Annotated in this window: 14 protein-coding genes; 10 read left to right on the forward strand and 4 right to left on the reverse strand. The window is 59.7% G+C overall.

Annotated elements, in window-relative coordinates; all coding sequences use genetic code 11:
* Positions 1–44 precede the first annotated feature (44 nt).
* Positions 45–1,313, reverse strand: coding sequence for a galactokinase family protein (locus HMPREF3153_RS07070; RefSeq protein WP_070420434.1), 1,269 nt, complete (start codon positions 1,311–1,313; stop codon positions 45–47).
* 197 nt (positions 1,314–1,510) lie between these two features.
* Here HMPREF3153_RS07070 and HMPREF3153_RS07075 point away from each other — a divergent pair, with 197 nt between their 5' ends.
* Entirely contained in the window at positions 1,511–1,693 is a 183-nt protein-coding gene (locus HMPREF3153_RS07075) for a hypothetical protein (RefSeq protein ID WP_005528580.1), read from the forward strand.
* An 87-nt stretch (positions 1,694–1,780) separates the two neighbouring features.
* Here the strand turns inward: HMPREF3153_RS07075 and HMPREF3153_RS07080 are convergent, their stop codons facing one another.
* Positions 1,781–3,481, reverse strand: coding sequence for a CYTH and CHAD domain-containing protein (locus HMPREF3153_RS07080; protein ID WP_070420435.1), 1,701 nt, complete (start codon positions 3,479–3,481; stop codon positions 1,781–1,783).
* A 92-nt stretch (positions 3,482–3,573) separates the two neighbouring features.
* Positions 3,574–4,428 (reverse strand): DUF2786 domain-containing protein, encoded by an 855-nt coding sequence (locus tag HMPREF3153_RS07085; RefSeq protein WP_223197440.1) that lies wholly within the window; start codon positions 4,426–4,428, stop codon positions 3,574–3,576.
* A gap of 429 nt (positions 4,429–4,857) precedes the next feature.
* On the opposite strand from HMPREF3153_RS07085, the gene HMPREF3153_RS07090 reads away from it, so the two are divergent.
* The 6 genes from HMPREF3153_RS07090 to HMPREF3153_RS07115 all read left to right on the forward strand — a co-directional run bounded on the left by HMPREF3153_RS07090 (position 4,858) and on the right by HMPREF3153_RS07115 (position 11,355).
* Positions 4,858–6,189 (forward strand): glutamine synthetase family protein, encoded by a 1,332-nt coding sequence (locus HMPREF3153_RS07090; protein WP_070420436.1) that lies wholly within the window; start codon positions 4,858–4,860, stop codon positions 6,187–6,189.
* 24 nt (positions 6,190–6,213) lie between these two features.
* The gene (locus tag HMPREF3153_RS07095; protein ID WP_070420437.1) at positions 6,214–9,312 is read left to right on the forward strand and encodes a bifunctional [glutamine synthetase] adenylyltransferase/[glutamine synthetase]-adenylyl-L-tyrosine phosphorylase; all 3,099 of its coding nucleotides are present in this window, start codon (positions 6,214–6,216) and stop codon (positions 9,310–9,312) included.
* A gap of 112 nt (positions 9,313–9,424) precedes the next feature.
* A complete protein-coding gene (locus HMPREF3153_RS07100; RefSeq protein WP_005528589.1) occupies positions 9,425–9,742 on the forward strand; it encodes a hypothetical protein in 318 nt (105 codons plus the stop codon).
* 21 nt (positions 9,743–9,763) lie between these two features.
* Positions 9,764–10,204 carry a hypothetical protein gene (locus tag HMPREF3153_RS07105; RefSeq protein ID WP_049062566.1) on the forward strand — a complete coding sequence of 147 codons (441 nt, stop codon included), beginning with the start codon at positions 9,764–9,766 and terminating at the stop codon, positions 10,202–10,204.
* Between the two features lie 171 nt (positions 10,205–10,375).
* Positions 10,376–10,585, forward strand: a complete 210-nt coding sequence (locus tag HMPREF3153_RS07110; RefSeq protein ID WP_005528592.1) for a hypothetical protein — start codon at positions 10,376–10,378, stop codon at positions 10,583–10,585.
* Positions 10,586–10,635: 50 nt separating this feature from the next.
* Positions 10,636–11,355 carry an AAA family ATPase gene (locus tag HMPREF3153_RS07115; protein ID WP_070420438.1) on the forward strand — a complete coding sequence of 240 codons (720 nt, stop codon included), beginning with the start codon at positions 10,636–10,638 and terminating at the stop codon, positions 11,353–11,355.
* Here HMPREF3153_RS07115 and HMPREF3153_RS07120 read toward each other — a convergent pair.
* Positions 11,352–12,653 carry an MFS transporter gene (locus HMPREF3153_RS07120; protein WP_070420439.1) on the reverse strand — a complete coding sequence of 434 codons (1,302 nt, stop codon included), beginning with the start codon at positions 12,651–12,653 and terminating at the stop codon, positions 11,352–11,354. The two genes, HMPREF3153_RS07115 and HMPREF3153_RS07120, sit on opposite strands and share 4 nt — an antisense overlap.
* A 38-nt stretch (positions 12,654–12,691) precedes the next feature.
* On the opposite strand from HMPREF3153_RS07120, the gene thrC reads away from it, so the two are divergent.
* From thrC to HMPREF3153_RS07130, 3 genes are read left to right on the forward strand one after another with little or no spacing between them, the layout of a single operon-like run.
* Complete coding sequence (thrC, locus tag HMPREF3153_RS07125; RefSeq protein ID WP_070420440.1) at positions 12,692–14,140, forward strand: threonine synthase; 1,449 nt, start codon at positions 12,692–12,694, stop codon at positions 14,138–14,140.
* Between the two features lie 9 nt (positions 14,141–14,149).
* On the forward strand, positions 14,150–14,317 hold the full coding sequence (locus tag HMPREF3153_RS12740; RefSeq protein WP_005528599.1) for a hypothetical protein: 168 nt from the start codon (positions 14,150–14,152) through the stop codon (positions 14,315–14,317).
* A gap of 28 nt (positions 14,318–14,345) precedes the next feature.
* Complete coding sequence (locus HMPREF3153_RS07130; protein ID WP_246817176.1) at positions 14,346–15,227, forward strand: trypsin-like serine protease; 882 nt, start codon at positions 14,346–14,348, stop codon at positions 15,225–15,227.
* Positions 15,228–15,267 lie beyond the last annotated feature (40 nt).

Genomic DNA, 15,267 nt, shown 5'->3' on the forward strand with positions numbered 1-15,267 from the left:
CTCCGTGTCCAAAAAGCCCATGGACATAACAGTTCTAGCGTGGCCTAGTGCGTGGTGGCTGGCTCGCCGCCATGCAGCGGCACCACGAGGAGGCCATCCTCGGCTAGGTCGGCGGCGAAGTTCTCCGCCTTGGTGGCAGGGACGAAGGCGATGACTGCCTGCGAGGTTCCGGCGTGCGCAGAGCGCGCGGAGCGGGCGCCGCGGACGGTGACGAGCTCGGCGATCTTCTCGGCGGTGTGTAGGCCGTAGACGGTGGCCAGGGCAGTCTGGGACTGGTTGAGCAGCGGGAAGAGGTCAGCTCCGCGACGGGAGCGCAGGGCGCGGGCTAGTTCTTGGGCGCGCTCGTTTTCTTCGGTGTAGAAGGTCAGCCACTCTGCGGCCTCAGCGAGGGAAGGCTGGTTCTGCGAGCCATGGACCTTGTGCACGGCTTTGAGCCAGTCGAGGACGCGCTGGGAGGCGTCGGGAAGCAGGCGTAGCGATTCAGCGCCGAAGGCGTGGCAGGCGTCGTCGATGAAGCGCTCGCGCTGGCGGATGGCGGCGACGCCGGGGGTGGCGTCAAAGTCGCCGGGGACGGTGACAGCGAAGGCGGCGATTTCGCGGGTGACTGGGTGCGGGGCCTGGGTGACGGAGCCGTCGGCGTAATCGACGATGGTCACGGTCTCGCCGACGCCGCGCAGGGCCGCGGTGTGGCGGGCACGCAGCGCGGGGTATTCGGCGAAGGTGCCCACGGACTGGGAGCACACGTCAGCGATGCGGGCGCGCAGGGGAGCGTCGTGGAGATCCTCAGCGTCGCCGAGCAATGCGAGGGCAACGGCGACGTCACCAGCGGCCAGCGCGCCGAGGCCGGACTCGAATGGAATGTCGTTGACCACGGTGATGTCGACGCCGGCGGTCTCGCGGGAGAGCAGCTGACGGTTGATCATGGTGTGTGCGATGCCGCCCCAGCGGGCAGCGATGCCGCCGACGGGTGCCGGGGGAATGACGGGCTGACCTTCGGAGTCGACGGAAGGAAGCTGCTCAGCGGCGCGTTTGGTCAGCTCGCTGAAGCTGATGGAGTCATGGATGGTCTCGCCGTGGGCGGGCACGATGTGGACGGCGATGGTGCCGTTGTCGCGGGGGCTGACTGCAGCAGCCGCGTTGAGATCCGCAACGCCCATTACTGTTACACCGCCGAAGTGATCGATGTGCTCGCCGATGAGCGACCAAGTTGCTGGTGCGCTGGCAATATGCGCAGGTTCCGTGCCTACTAGTTCGAGGTGGGCAGCGCGGATTCGCTCCGCGGCTGGGGTAGAAGGCGTGGACCACATGGGCATGGTGGGCGGATCTCCTTGTAATGCTGCTGGGACTCGGGACCTTCATAGTCTAGCGTGATGCCCGCCGGACGCTGCCGGGGATCTGTCTGTAAGGTGGTGGCAACCCTCATCGCCCTAGGGTGGCCGCCGGCCACCGCCACCTGCGATGTCGGCTGACCGGGTGGAAACATGGGGCTCAAGCGATAAGGAGTCTGACAATGACTGATTCAGATAAGCAGTGGTACTACGACACTTCCACTGGCCAGGTAACCCAGGGCGCCGAAAGCGGTTGGGATAACCGCATGGGCCCGTATGCCACCCGCGAAGAGGCCGAGCGCGCCATCGAGATTGCCAAGGCCCGCAATGAGGCAGCAGATGCTTACGACGAGGCTGAGGACTAAACACCAAAATAGCGCCGCTTCCCACATCACCATGTAGGAAGCGGCGCCGTTTTCGTTTGCCTTGTCAGCAAACACCCATGCTTAGGCCTACTTCTTCAGCTTTTTGCTCAAAGGCTTGAATGCGGACTTGATAGCCTTGAAAGACTCCGCGTAGTCATCGAGTGCTTCCAAGCCAATCGCGCGCTCACGCTGGTAGAGCAGACCGTAGCCAAAGGTGTCTTCGCCACGGCGACGAGCGGTATTAGCCAGCTCAAGCAGCTTGTCACGCGAAGTCACTGAATCCTGGAAGTCGCCCAAGACAGACTGCATGTCCTTGCAAGCCTTATACAGGTTCTTGGTCTTCAAGTTAGTTGCAGAACCAGCGGCCTCAGCGGCATAACGCAGCTTCTTGGCAGCCTTGCGCATGTCGTGGAAGTAGTTCTCGCGCTCGTGCAGGGTCAGCTCTAGGTTATCCCAGTTCTTAACTGCCTTCTCGTGGCGCTTGACCAGCTTCTTGTAGGCCTCATTCAGGTGCAGCGCCATGACAGTGTCCATGTCATGTGGCTCTTCATCCTTCTTCGCAGGCTTTTGGGAATCCTCGGCTGCGGATTCAGCAGTTGGCTCGGCTGGGGTGACGCTCGAGATTACAGCTGCGTCGTCAGCTTCAGAAAACTCGAGTTCGGAGTCTTCAGCCACTGGTGGGTTAGCCAAGAATTGGTCGAGAGAATCGAGCAGCGCCAGGTAGCGGTCAGAATCCAGTGCAGCAACTACGTGGCGGTGTGCCCTGCGGAAGGCCGTCCCCATGTCATGAGAGATGTGCTCGCGCGTTGCATCGTCCAACGTGTTGGAGTCCTCGGAAGCGAGGAGGTTGAGCCAACGTTCCTCAACAACTTCGGCGTCACGCGCCACGCCGAGGATGCTGGCGAGCTGCTTCAACTCCGCTTCGATGCGCTCGATCTCAGGACCAACAACGATGCCGTGGAAGGTCTGAATGTGGCTGCGCAACTCGCGGGTCGCAACGCGCATCTGGTGAACGGAATCCCACTCATTGCGGCGAACGCGTGGGTCGTAGTCAACAAGCTTGTCGCGGTTTGCCTTCAAAGCAGTGACCACTGCCGCAGCCGCAGAGTCTGGTTCCACGTTGGAATGCGCTAGCGCTGGGGGAAGGGGAGCGCTGTCGATGGAATCGCCCAGCGCAGTCTTCAGCTTGGACGGGGATGCCGAGACGCGAGCACCAGCTCCGATGAGAAGGGAGGTTGCCTCACGGATGAAGCGGGAACCATCCTTGGTGCCTGGCAGATCACCTGCGAGCTCAACTTCCCACTCGCGCCAAGACTGCTGGCCGCCGCCGAGAAGGAAAGAGAATGCCGTGACATGGTCGTCGCAGAACTCCGCGACAGCCTTGCCCTGTGCATCCGCGAGGACAAGCTCGGTGCGGTTGTTGTCGACCTGGGCGATGGGCTCGAGAGCGTGGTTGCGAACAACGGAACGAACTTCGCGGAGGAGCTCAGCCGGGACCTCGTAGCGGCCATCAACTGGGTCACCTAGCTCCGCATGGATTTCGGTGCGGCCCTGGGCCCCCGGAATCTTGAGGTGCCAGCCATCATCGTTTCCACCAGTGCGGCGACGGAGAGTGATCTTGGCGTGGGTCAGGCGCAGATCCTCAGTGTCGTAGTAGATGGCGGAAAGTGCGTGTTTGCGGGTTTCAGCGATGTGATCGACGCCGCTGAGTCGAGTCAGCTCTGGCAACTGGATGGACTCAGCAACGGCGAACTTTGCTTCGACTTCGAGGAAAGTCTTGGTGGACATGCACACACCTTTGTCAGTACGTATTAATAATCTGGATTACTTATCAGTAGCCTACCTGGCCCGCGGAGCAAATGTGTTTGCATTTGCAGCCATTAACTAGCAACCTCGCGGGGACCATCTAATCCCCGCGAATCGCCTGAAAGATGGGACTTTTCGGCCGCGTTCACGCCGTCATTGACGCCTGCCCAACTAGAAGCTGATAAGGACATTGAGGAAAGGTGCGGAAAGAGTCGATTGCGTGTTTCCTCAGACTTGACTTGTCGGCCATATAGAGCCGGAATAGCGCGGCGCGCAAGTTCACGGCCGGCTGCATCGTTTCCATTCTCTGCGCTGTGTTCATTAGCGGCGTCTGCGAGACCTTCGAAGTTGGCTTCATCAAGTAGCTCACCAATGCGAGCGGCATAGGCCAGTAAGAAGCTACGCCGATATGCGGCGGTGTCGCCGCGACGTCGCGCTTCCGCGGCTCCGTTGCCCGAGCGCATGTACCAGTCACACTGGCGGTTAAGTGAATCAAAGAGCTGGGCTACGTGTGCCGTATCTGTTGCGGATCCAATGACGCTCGCTAGGCCTTTGCCATGCACGAGTACCGTGGCGCACCCGTTGTGGTGGGCAATGACGCCGAGCAGAGTGGCTTGATGCTTCACATACGGCGTATGGATATACACGCGCCGGGCAAGGCAATCCACCTGGTCTGCGTCCAAAACCTCGTCAATGCGATAGCGCTGTTGCAAGGATTGGGCTTTGGCTATCAACGCATCCGCCTCATCTTCGAAAGGTGTGGACTCGGCTTTACGCAGCAAATTGGCCACCTTTTCCCGAATCTTTTCTTGCTTGGAGCCGCCACCTGCAGACTTCGTGCCCGGCGCACCAGCGAGTAGCTCAGTATCGCGTAGCAGGGGAAGCTTTGCCAGTTGATCGACTATCGCACGCAGCTTTGTCTTCGGCATGGAAATGGGTGCACGCTTGGGAGGGGCTAACATCAGCCAATCTTTTCTCAACGCAGGTGAAGTAATGCGTGCCGGGATGCGTGGGGCTGCCCGGAAGAGGATGGGGTGGCTTGCGGTTCCTAATACGTGCAGTAGGTCGTAGGGTGACCATCCTTTCCCCGCGGCGGCGACTACAAGATCTACTGCTTGGTTAGTTAGTGCCTGCTGGGCGCGGTCTTGGGTCTGGTTGTGTGAGCGGTACATACTTTCCTCTCTTTAGTACGTGTGTTCGTATGTGCCAATAGGGAAGCACGGCGAACGGACACCACTGCATGCTTTCGCCCCCGCTCTTCGCCCCCGCGATGCTTTGCTGAACTGGGCAAAGAAGTGCCCCAAAAGTGTCCGATAGAGTGCACAACGCTCGTTCGATTCGAAGGTAAGGTTTAGAACATGAACAGCCAACATGAATTCGTCCTGCGCACGGTCGAAGAACGCGATATTCGTTTCATTCGCCTGTGGTTCACTGACATTTTGGGCGCACTCAAGTCCGTGGTCATGAGCCCTTCTGAGCTGGAGTCTGCTTTTGAAGAGGGCGTGGGCTTCGATGGTTCATCAATTGAAGGCTTCTCTCGTATTTCCGAGTCGGACACTTTGGCGCTGCCAGATCCGTCGACCTTCCAGATCATGCCTTTCGACCAGGATGATCCGGACATTATCTCAGCGCGAATGTTCTGCGATATCGCGCAGCCGGATGGCCAACCTTCCATGGTGGATCCGCGCCATATCCTGCGCCGCCAGGTAACTGAGAGCGCCAATGAGGGCTTTACCTGCATGGCCGCACCGGAAATTGAGTTCTACCTGTTGGAACAGTCGCTAGACAATACCAATCTCATCGCGACGGATAACGGCGGCTACTTTGACCAAGCCACCCACGATCGTGCGCCAAGCTTCCGCCGCCGCGCCATGTCAGCGCTTGAGGCAATGAGCATCGCCACCGAGTTCAGCCACCACGAAACCGCGCCGGGCCAGCAGGAGATCGATCTGCGCCATGCCGACGTAATGACCATGGCCGATAACATCATGACCTTCCGCCACGTCATTAAACAGGTGGCTGCTGACCAAAAAGTCCAGGCCACGTTCATGCCGAAGCCTTTTGAACACTTGCCAGGCTCCGGCATGCACACGCACTTGAGCCTTTTCGAGGGCGAGCACAATGCATTCCATGATCCAGACGATGAATTCTCCTTGTCCACCACGGCCAAGCAGTTCATCGCGGGCATCCTAGAGCACTCCGTGGAGATGACGGCAGTTACCAACCAGTGGACCAATTCCTACAAGCGCCTGATGTTCGGCAACGAGGCGCCCGGCTCGGCAACCTGGGGCGTATCCAACCGCTCCGCGCTGGTGCGCGTGCCTACCTACCGTTTGGGGAAGGCGGAGTCACGCCGCGTAGAGATCCGCTCCCTGGATTCGGCAATGAACCCATTTTTGGGCTACGCGGTGCTTTTGGCAGCCGGCTTGCGTGGCATCAAAGAAGGCTACGAGCTCGGTGATCCCGCTGAGGACGATGTCCATCAGCTCACTCGCCGAGAGCGCCGCGCAATGGGCTACCGTGACCTGCCGGTCAGCCTGGACCAAGCGCTGCGTGAGTTCGAGAAGTCGGAGTTCATGGCAGAGGTCTTGGGCGAGCATGTCTTCGAGTACTTCCTGCGCGCCAAGTGGGACGAATGGCACTCCTACCAGCAGCAGATCACTAACTTCGAGTTGAACCTTAACTACTAAAACGGGAAACCTTCAAGGAATTTCATGCGTCCCATTGCCGTTCCATCACCAGCCACCCTTGGCCTGACGCGTTCCACCGCGTTGGCAGATCTTGAGCAATTGGGATGGAACAATCCAGAGTCCCTTGATCTGCTGTGGACCTTGGCCGCCTCCGGAGACCCAGACCTTACGCTCAATACGCTGATCCGGATCTACGAGGCAGCGCCTGAGCTTGATGCCGAGCTGCGCGCAGACGAAGCATTGCGCGTGCGCACTCTGGCGTTGTTGGGCGCCTCCTCCGCATTTGGCGACCACCTGGCGGCCAATCCTCACCTGTGGTCTGAGCTTGCAAAGCCCTTGCCCACACCCACTGAGATGCTGCAGGAAATGCTGGGCTGCGTCAGCGCTACTCCGGCTGAGTTCGCGCAGTCAGAAGACTCCGCAGAGCCCACTGGCTCGGAATCGGAATCCACACCGGATACCGCCTCTTCCGACCTCAGTACGGCGGGCACCTACCGGGCCGCGGAAGGGGACCACAAAGTCGCCCTCAAATCCACGTATCGCACGCTTATGATGCGCATCGCCGCACACGATGTAGCCGGTACGTTCTACTCTCGCAAAGGCCAGGCGCATCCGCAGCCACGTGTGAAGTTTCAGGAAGTTACGCATTTGCTGACTGCGCTTGCCGACGCCGCTCTGACCGCAGCGCTCGCCGTCGCCGTCCGCACCGTGTTTGGCGAGGACCCCCTCGACGCCAAGCTGGCCATCATGGCGATGGGCAAGTGCGGAGCGGGCGAACTGAACTACATCTCGGACGTCGATGTCATCTTTGTCAGCGACGTCGTCACCCCGAAAATCACCAGGGTCGCCTCCGAATTCAATCGCGTAGGCTCCGCATGCTTTTTCGAAGTCGATGCGAACCTGCGGCCCGAAGGCAAGTCTGGTGCGCTCGTTCGCACCCTCGAATCCCACGTTGCCTACTACAAGCGGTGGGCCGAAACCTGGGAGTTCCAGGCCCTTCTCAAGGCTCGCCCGCAGACCGGCTACCTGCCTTTGGCGCAGGAGTACCTTGCCCAGATCGGCCCGATGGTTTGGACCGCATCGCAGCGCGACTCCTTCGTCGAAGACGTCCAAGCCATGCGTCGCCGAGTACTGGAGAACGTGCCCAAGGAGCTGCGCCAGCGCGAGCTTAAGCTGGGCGAGGGCGGCCTGCGCGACGTCGAGTTCGCTGTCCAGCTGCTCCAGCTGGTACACGGCCGCTCTGACGAAACGCTGCGCGTTTTGTCCACCGTTGATGCCCTTACCGCATTGGTCGCTGCCGGATACGTGGGACGCGAAGACGGCAACCAGCTGATTGACGCCTACGAGTTCCTGCGCTTGCTTGAGCACCGCCTCCAACTCGAGCGTTTCCGCCGCACCCACGTGCTGCCAGAGCCGGATGACACGGCCGCCCTCAAGTGGCTGGCCATCATTGCCGGCTTCAACCCGCAGGGCAATAAGTCCGCTGCCGAGCGCATGAACAAGTACCTGAAGGAAACGCGTTTGCGCATCCAAGACCTACACTCGCGCTTGTTCTACCGCCCACTGCTCAACTCCGTGGTGGCCATGTCTGCAGACGAGCTCAAGCTTTCCCCAGAGGCAGCAAAGCTGCAGCTGGGCGCCCTTGGCTACGCCTACCCAGACCGCGCTTTTGAGCACCTGACCTCCCTGGCTGCGGGCACCACCCGCAAGGCCAAGATCCAGGCTATCTTGCTGCCTACGCTCATGGGCTGGTTGTCCTCGACTGCTGACCCGGATATGGGCCTGCTTAACTACCGCAAGCTTTCTGAAGCTGCGTATGACCGCCAATGGTTCCTGCGCATGCTGCGTGACGAGGGAATCGTGGGCCAAAGGCTCATGATTATCCTGGGCACCTCCCCGTTTGCTGCGGATCTCATCATTAGCGCTCCCGACGTCGTCAAGCAGCTCTCCGACGGCGCCTCCGGCCCGAAGCTCCTGGAGACCAAGCCCGAGCAAGTCTCGAAGTCTCTGGTCAATTCCACCAAGCGCCACGCCGACCCCGACAAGGCCGTGCGCGTTGCGCGTTCCCTGCGCCGCGTGGAGCTAGCCCGCATCGCTGCAGCTGACCTTCTGGGGTTTATGCCTGTGCAGCAGGTTTGTTATGAGTTGTCCACGATTTGGAATGCCGTTCTGGAAGCCGCCCTGCGCGCCGAGGTTCGCGTATGGCTCAACGAGGTAGGAGAGAAGAACCCGCCCGCGCGCATCGCCGTCATCGGCATGGGCCGCCTAGGCGGCATGGAACTCGGATTCGGATCTGACGCGGACGTGATAGTCGTTGCGGAGCCGGCCACCGGAAACGATGAAACTGAGGCTGTGAAGTGGGCGATCGGGATCATCGACAAGCTGCGCAGGCGCCTGTCGAAGCCCTCCGGCGATCCGCCACTCGATGTCGACCTGGGGCTGCGCCCAGAGGGGCGCTCCGGCGCCGTCGTGCGTACCATCGCCTCTTATGAGCGTTACTACCGCGAATGGGGCGAGGCCTGGGAGATGCAGGCGCTGCTGCGCGCTGCGTTCGTGGCCGGTGACCGCAGTGTCGGCGACGAATTCCTCGCCATGGTGGACAAGTTCCGCTACCCAACCGACGGCGTGAGCGAGAAAACCATCCGCGAGATTCGCCGCATGAAAGCACGCGTGGACAACGAACGCCTGCCACGTGGCGCGGACCGCAATACCCACACCAAGCTGGGGCGCGGTGGGCTTACAGATATCGAGTGGACCGTGCAGTTGCTCACGATGATGCATGCCCACGAATTCGAGGACCTGCATGATCCCTCGACGCTGCGGGTTCTGGACGCCGTCGAAAAGCATGAGCTTGTCCCTGCGCACCAGGCACAGATACTGCGCGAAGCATGGCTCATGGCCACCGATGCCCGCAACGCCCTTGTGTTGGTGCGTGGCAAACGCGTGGATCAGCTACCCACTCCAGGCCCGCAGCTGGCCCAGGTGGCGGGCGCTGCCGGATGGGCGCCGGAGGAAAACCAGGAGTTCTTGGACGTCTATCTCAAGACAACGCGCCACGCCCGCAAGGTAGTCGACGAGGTCTTCTGGGGCGAAGCGGAAAGCTTCGAGCACGACGAGCGCTAAGGGTTCACCCTGATTTATCCCCGAATTGTGCGCTGGGCCCTGTCGGTAGCGCCGTGTAGTGCCTAGGCTTGGAAAGCGAAAACACTGTCCAGCGCACCAGAAGGAGCTCACCATGTCCTTGAACCTGTCCCTTGACATCACCACCGCCACCCTCGCTGACCTTGAGGCATTCCTCGCCGCCGCGCGTGCTGCGAGCGCTACTGACGACGCCGACCTGGTCCTTGACGGCACCCACCTGCGGGTAGATGTGTCCTCCCCGCGCGCCGAAAAGCCGCAAGCGGAAAACCCACAGGCCACCGCGCATCCGCGGCATAGTGTTGAGCGGCCACTGGGCGATAACGCTATCCGTTCCATTATCGATATTCTCTCTGAGCGACTCGACCCGCCACGCGGAGGCAGCTCTTTTGGTACCTTTGGTCCGAGTATTTAACAGGGAAGTAGACTCATCACCGTGCAGAAAAACAAGATTGCCGCAGTCTGGGCGCTTGTCATTACTATGTCAGTCATCGCCGTAGCGGTTGGGTGGTTCGCCACTACGCGCCATCACCCGCCAGCGAATGCCCAGACGGTAGAAGAGGCAATCGCCGGTGGTGTGCTGCAGATCGAGAATCCTTATTCTCCCACCAACGTAGATGATGAGGACCGGATGTATTCCCTTGCGGAAGCGCTGGGAATTCCTATTGAGTCGATGCCCCGGGAAATATTCGAGTCTGCTTCGAATCGTACTGAAGCGCGTTTGACGATGGTGCAGATTCTCAAAAAGGCCCAAGAGCAGGGCACCCTCAATCGCACTGAGGCTGAGGCAGTGCTTGCCGCTTTTGACGCAGGCCTCATCAACCCCGCCGTGGACACCATCGTTGCGGAAAGCTCACCGGCTCAATGGTTCCGCTGATTGTTGGGCTCTAGACCTCCACCTGGCAACCTCTACCTGTAAGACTTCCCATCAATACACAGTCGCCGTGCAGGGCGGCTCGAAGTTTTCTCCAGCCCAGGACCTTAACCTCAATGTCATAAAGGTCATAAAGGTAACGAATGCATAACGCACTTCGTGTGGAGGAGGAACATGACTTGGCGCGAAAAACTCGGCACAATCGGTGGCATTGGCCTAGCGATTGCCATCCCCATTAGCGGCGGATTCGGTATTTCTTATGCTGTCAATGCGATGCCGCTTGAATCCAGCGTGGAAATCCCCACGAGCAAAGACCCAAGTGCGCACCATCCGGGCGAAAACCTGGGCGCGGCGTTGCGAGGTGTAGAAGATAAGTCGCATTAGCTGCTCGGTATCAACGCGCCGCGCATAACGTCGACAAATATAGTAGGGCTATGCTGCTGCAATCGATTAGCATTTCCGAGCCTCCCTTCGAAGACTATCTGCTGGACCTGCCCAGCGTGCAATACCTCATCGACCTGCCCTACTTCGAGTTCACAGCGCCGGTGACCTGCTTGGTGGGGGAGAATGGCGCGGGTAAGTCCACGCTTTTAGAAGCGATCGCTGTGGCACTGCGTTTCTCGCCCTTGGGCGGACGGTACGACGACCCAGACCGCGAGCGCGCGCCACTGCGCGGTCTGGCACGTGTGTTGAAGTGCTCCCTTAACGGCAACCTCCACCGCGGTTATTTCTTGCGCGCCGAGACCCACGAATCTGTGCTCAAGGCCGCGAATCAACCAAAGGAGCGTGGCGGCCGCAGCCACCTGCCCTTCGACGTCGATCTTCTCAGCCGCTCTCATGGCGAGTCCGTCTTTGACGTTCTCGGCGAATACGTCGATGGACGTGGACTTTATATCCTCGATGAACCCGAAGCCGGACTGTCAGTAATTCGACAGATGGCACTCATCGCCGAGATTCACCAAGCAGCGCTGCGTGGTGCGCAGTTCATCATCGCAACGCACTCACCGATTCTGCTGGCCGCGCCAGGCGCCGACATCGTCGAGCTAGGGGAGTCCGGCTTCGAAAAAATTCCCTTCGACCAAGCCGAGCCCGTGGTCGCCACGCGGGAGCTTCTCGACGCCCCCGAGGAGACCATTAACTTCCTCATCAACTAGGAAACGCTGACCACGGTCACCTTTGGGCGGTAGCCGCCGCCGCGCTTGCGCAGGAAGTGCGTGACAACTATGCCGAGCATGCCCGCAAGCCAAATGATGAGGGAAGTTACAGCGGCCGCGTGGAAGTCGCCCAGTTCGTAGTGCGGCGCGTGGCCACGGCTATCGAGCACCATGCCAAAAATTTGCGCTGCCACCATCGAAGAGATGAATCCACCCATGTTGGCCAAGCCTGTTGCCGTGGCCACCACGCTGCGTTCCATGTTCTCGCGCACGATGTCGAAGCCATAGTTCGAGCACGGCGAGCACAAGGAAATAGCCACCATGAGGATGAAAAGGCTGAAGAAGCTGTTGCCCCAGAGGAAGAAAGCCGTCCACGACATTATGTTGAGTGTCGTGAAAAACAGTGCCATCCAGTCGCGGAAACCCTGTGCGCGCGAGGAAATCTTGCCGTGAATTGGCCCTAACGTAATCATGCAAATCGTATAAAAGGTCAGCACCGTTCCGGCCTGCACCTTGGAGATTCCTAGTCCCTCCGTCATGAACGGCATTCCCCACAACATGACAAATACAGTCGCACCCAAAAGGCCACAGAAGTGGATGAAAAATCCTTGCCATGCAACGGGGGAACGCAGCACCATGGCCAGGCTGGTGGCCAAGGAATGCGCCTGCGAATTGGGCTGCTCGGTGGGAGTTTCGATGATGCCTAGAGATTCAGGTGTGTCTGCTACGGCAACCGCCGCAGCTAATGCGATGAGGATGCCCGCCGCACCCAAAGCTACAAAGGCCGTGGTCCATCCAGTCCACCCCAAAAGCGCAGCGAAAGGAATAGCGGAGACGAACTGGCCGAGCTGACCCAACGACGAGGTCACCTGGGTAAACATTGGCGTGCGGTGCAAAGGGAACCAATATGGCAGGATGCGCATCACGGATAAGAAAGCTGTGGCGTCGCCCGCGCCAATCAAAAGCCGAGCGGCAATAGCCATCCAATAATTTGTGGTTAAGCCCAGTGCTACCTGCCCCACGCCCATGATGACAGCGCCAATAACGAGCAGTTTGCGAGGGCCGTACTTATCAATGAGCACACCCGTAGGAATCTGTGCAAACGCGTAGACGCCCAACTGCACCGAGGTGAAGACCGCAATGCGAGAGGCATCGACGTCGAAACGCTCCATCGCTTCCAGCCCCGCCACACCAAAAGAGGTACGCCCGGTAATCGCCACGATGTAGACAAGCATCGCGGCAACCCAAATGGATAAGGCCTTGGTGGTCACAACTTCGCGTGGATTTGGCGCAGACATGGCTGATACTTTACGCCCGCCCTACTAAGATGCAGGGGGTGAAGTTCATTTCTACGCGTGATGCAGCCCGCCAGCCCGCCTCTTTTACGGATATCCTCCTCGGAGGCCTAGCCCCTGATGGGGGTCTTTACCTGCCGGAATCCTATCCGCAGCTTTCCGGTGCCGTGCTTAACGAGTGGCGCCAGCTGCTTGCCGAACAGGGGTATGCGGCCTTGGCTGCGGAGGTGCTCAAGCTCTTCGTGGATGATATCCCCACTGATGATCTCGAGGGCATCGCCAAGCGCGCGTACACCTATCCGAAGTTCAGCAGCGAGGAAATTGTCCCCGTGACTGAGCTGGGTGACGGCCTCTTCGTGGGCCACCTCTCCGAAGGCCCCACCGCGGCCTTCAAGGACATGGCCATGCAGCTGCTCGGCGAGCTCTTCGAGTACGAACTCGCGCGCCGTGATGAGACCCTGAACATCCTGGGCGCCACCTCCGGCGATACCGGCTCCTCCGCCGAGTACGCCATGCGCGGCCGCAAGGGCATTCGCGTCTTCATGCTCACCCCAGCCGGGCGCATGACCCCGTTCCAGCAGGCCCAGATGTTCGGCTTGGATGACCCGAACATCTTCAACATCGCCCTCGAAGGCGTCTTCGACGACTGCCAGGACGTGGTCAAGGCCACCTCAAACGACGCCGCCTTCAAGAAGGAGTACCGCATCGGTACGGTCAACTCCATCAACTGGGCACGTCTAATGGCGCAGGTTGTCTACTACATCAACTGCTACCTTAAGATCACCACAGACAACGAGCAGAAGGTCTCCTTCAGCGTTCCTACCGGCAACTTCGGCGACATCTGCGCAGGCCATATCGCACGTTCGATGGGGCTTCCCATCGACAAACTCATCGTGGCCACCAACGAGAACGACGTTCTCGACGAGTTTTTCCGCACTGGCAACTACCGCCCGCGCCCCTCGGCTGAGACCTACAAGACCTCCTCGCCATCGATGGATATCTCCCGCGCATCGAACTTCGAGCGCTTCATCTTCGACCTCGTGGGCCGCGACGCGGAGCGCACCGCGGAGCTCTTTGGTCCCAAGCTCAAAGAGGGCGGCTTCGTGCTGAGTAAAGAGGAGCTGGAAAAGGCCCGTGAGCAGTACGGCTTCGTCTCCGGCAGCTCCACCCACACCGACCGCCTGGCCACCATTAAGGACGTCAACGACACGTACAACTATCTGGTGGATCCGCACACCGCGGACGGCATCAAGGTCGCGCGTGACGCTCAGCAAGAGACCAACATCACCACCCCGATCATCTGCTTGGAGACGGCCCTTCCGGTCAAGTTCTCCGAGACCATTGTCGAGGCGATCGGCACCGAGCCTGCCACTCCGGAGCGTTTCGCTGGCATCATGGACGCAGACCGCCACGTCACGGATCTGCCCAACGACGCGGCGGCGGTGCAGGACTTCATCCGCACCTCCATCGCGAACACCGACGTCAAGTAGGAAGAAGACATGGCACAAGAGCAATTCTCCGGCCCGGAATACTTCACCGAGTTTGACCCAGAGAAGTTCATTCGCGACATGAAGCAGATGGCCGAGATGGAAAAGGAAAACAAGGAAAAGGAAAACAAGACGGGCGAGACCCCGGGAAAGAACACCGATGGTGATGCAGCGGTTTAGACCGCGCTTTTTCACACCACTAGCCGCCGTGGCGCTCGCGATTGGCGTCGGCGGCTGTTCGCTCATTCCTGTAGAGACTCTGCAGCACGCGCTTGGCGACGCCGCGAATGCCCTCACCGCTTCATCCCCACCAGAAGATGCGGCAGCGGCTACCCCTCTTGCAAGTACTGCCCCGGATAGACTCAGCGCTTCTAACCCTGGAACGATCAAACCGGCGGTATCGCCGATGCCGCCTGGTACGGCTCTTGATATCTCCTCCCAAGATCCACAACCAGGTGAGTACTTTGATTTCCAGATGTGTACCGCCGCGTGGTCTTTCACTCTGGAAGATGGCCGTACCTTCGCGGTGACGGCGTCACACTGTGGCCAGGTCGGGGACCGAGTATGGGCTGGCAACGCTCATCGCACGTTTACTTATCCAGCCGAACCTGTTGGTGAGGTGGTCTACTCCGATCTGTTTGCTGAGGATGGGCACGGCCTAGATGTGGCGTTCATCGAGCTGCATGGCGACGTAGGCTACTACACGCCGAAGTATATGGAGGTGAATCTTGCCACTACTGAGGAATTGCCGCAGCAGTTGTGCAAGCTAGGGCGCATCACTGGGGAGACTTGCGGGGAGCTGACCCATGGGCCGGAAAAGAGTGGGCTCAATGCAGGGGATACGCACCTTGAGACCACCGCCGCGCGCGCCCGAATCTGCGGTACGCAAGGGGATTCGGGAGGACCCATATACGCATCGCTGCCAGGGGGCAACGCTGTTATCGGAGTGGTCTCTGGCACGACCAAGCAAATCCAGGAAAACCATGATTGTTCCGACCATCCAGACATGGAACTGTCCTTTACCCCGGCCGCGGACATCTTTGAACTCATCCCGCAGGTACTTGGCAGCGAAGTGGCCCAGGCTCAGTAAACCTTGTGGATAAACCGCAAAGAATGAGGCGGGGATAGAG

It is taken from the genome of Corynebacterium sp. HMSC06C06 (genome assembly GCF_001807295.1).
Lineage (GTDB): Bacteria > Actinomycetota > Actinomycetes > Mycobacteriales > Mycobacteriaceae > Corynebacterium > Corynebacterium striatum.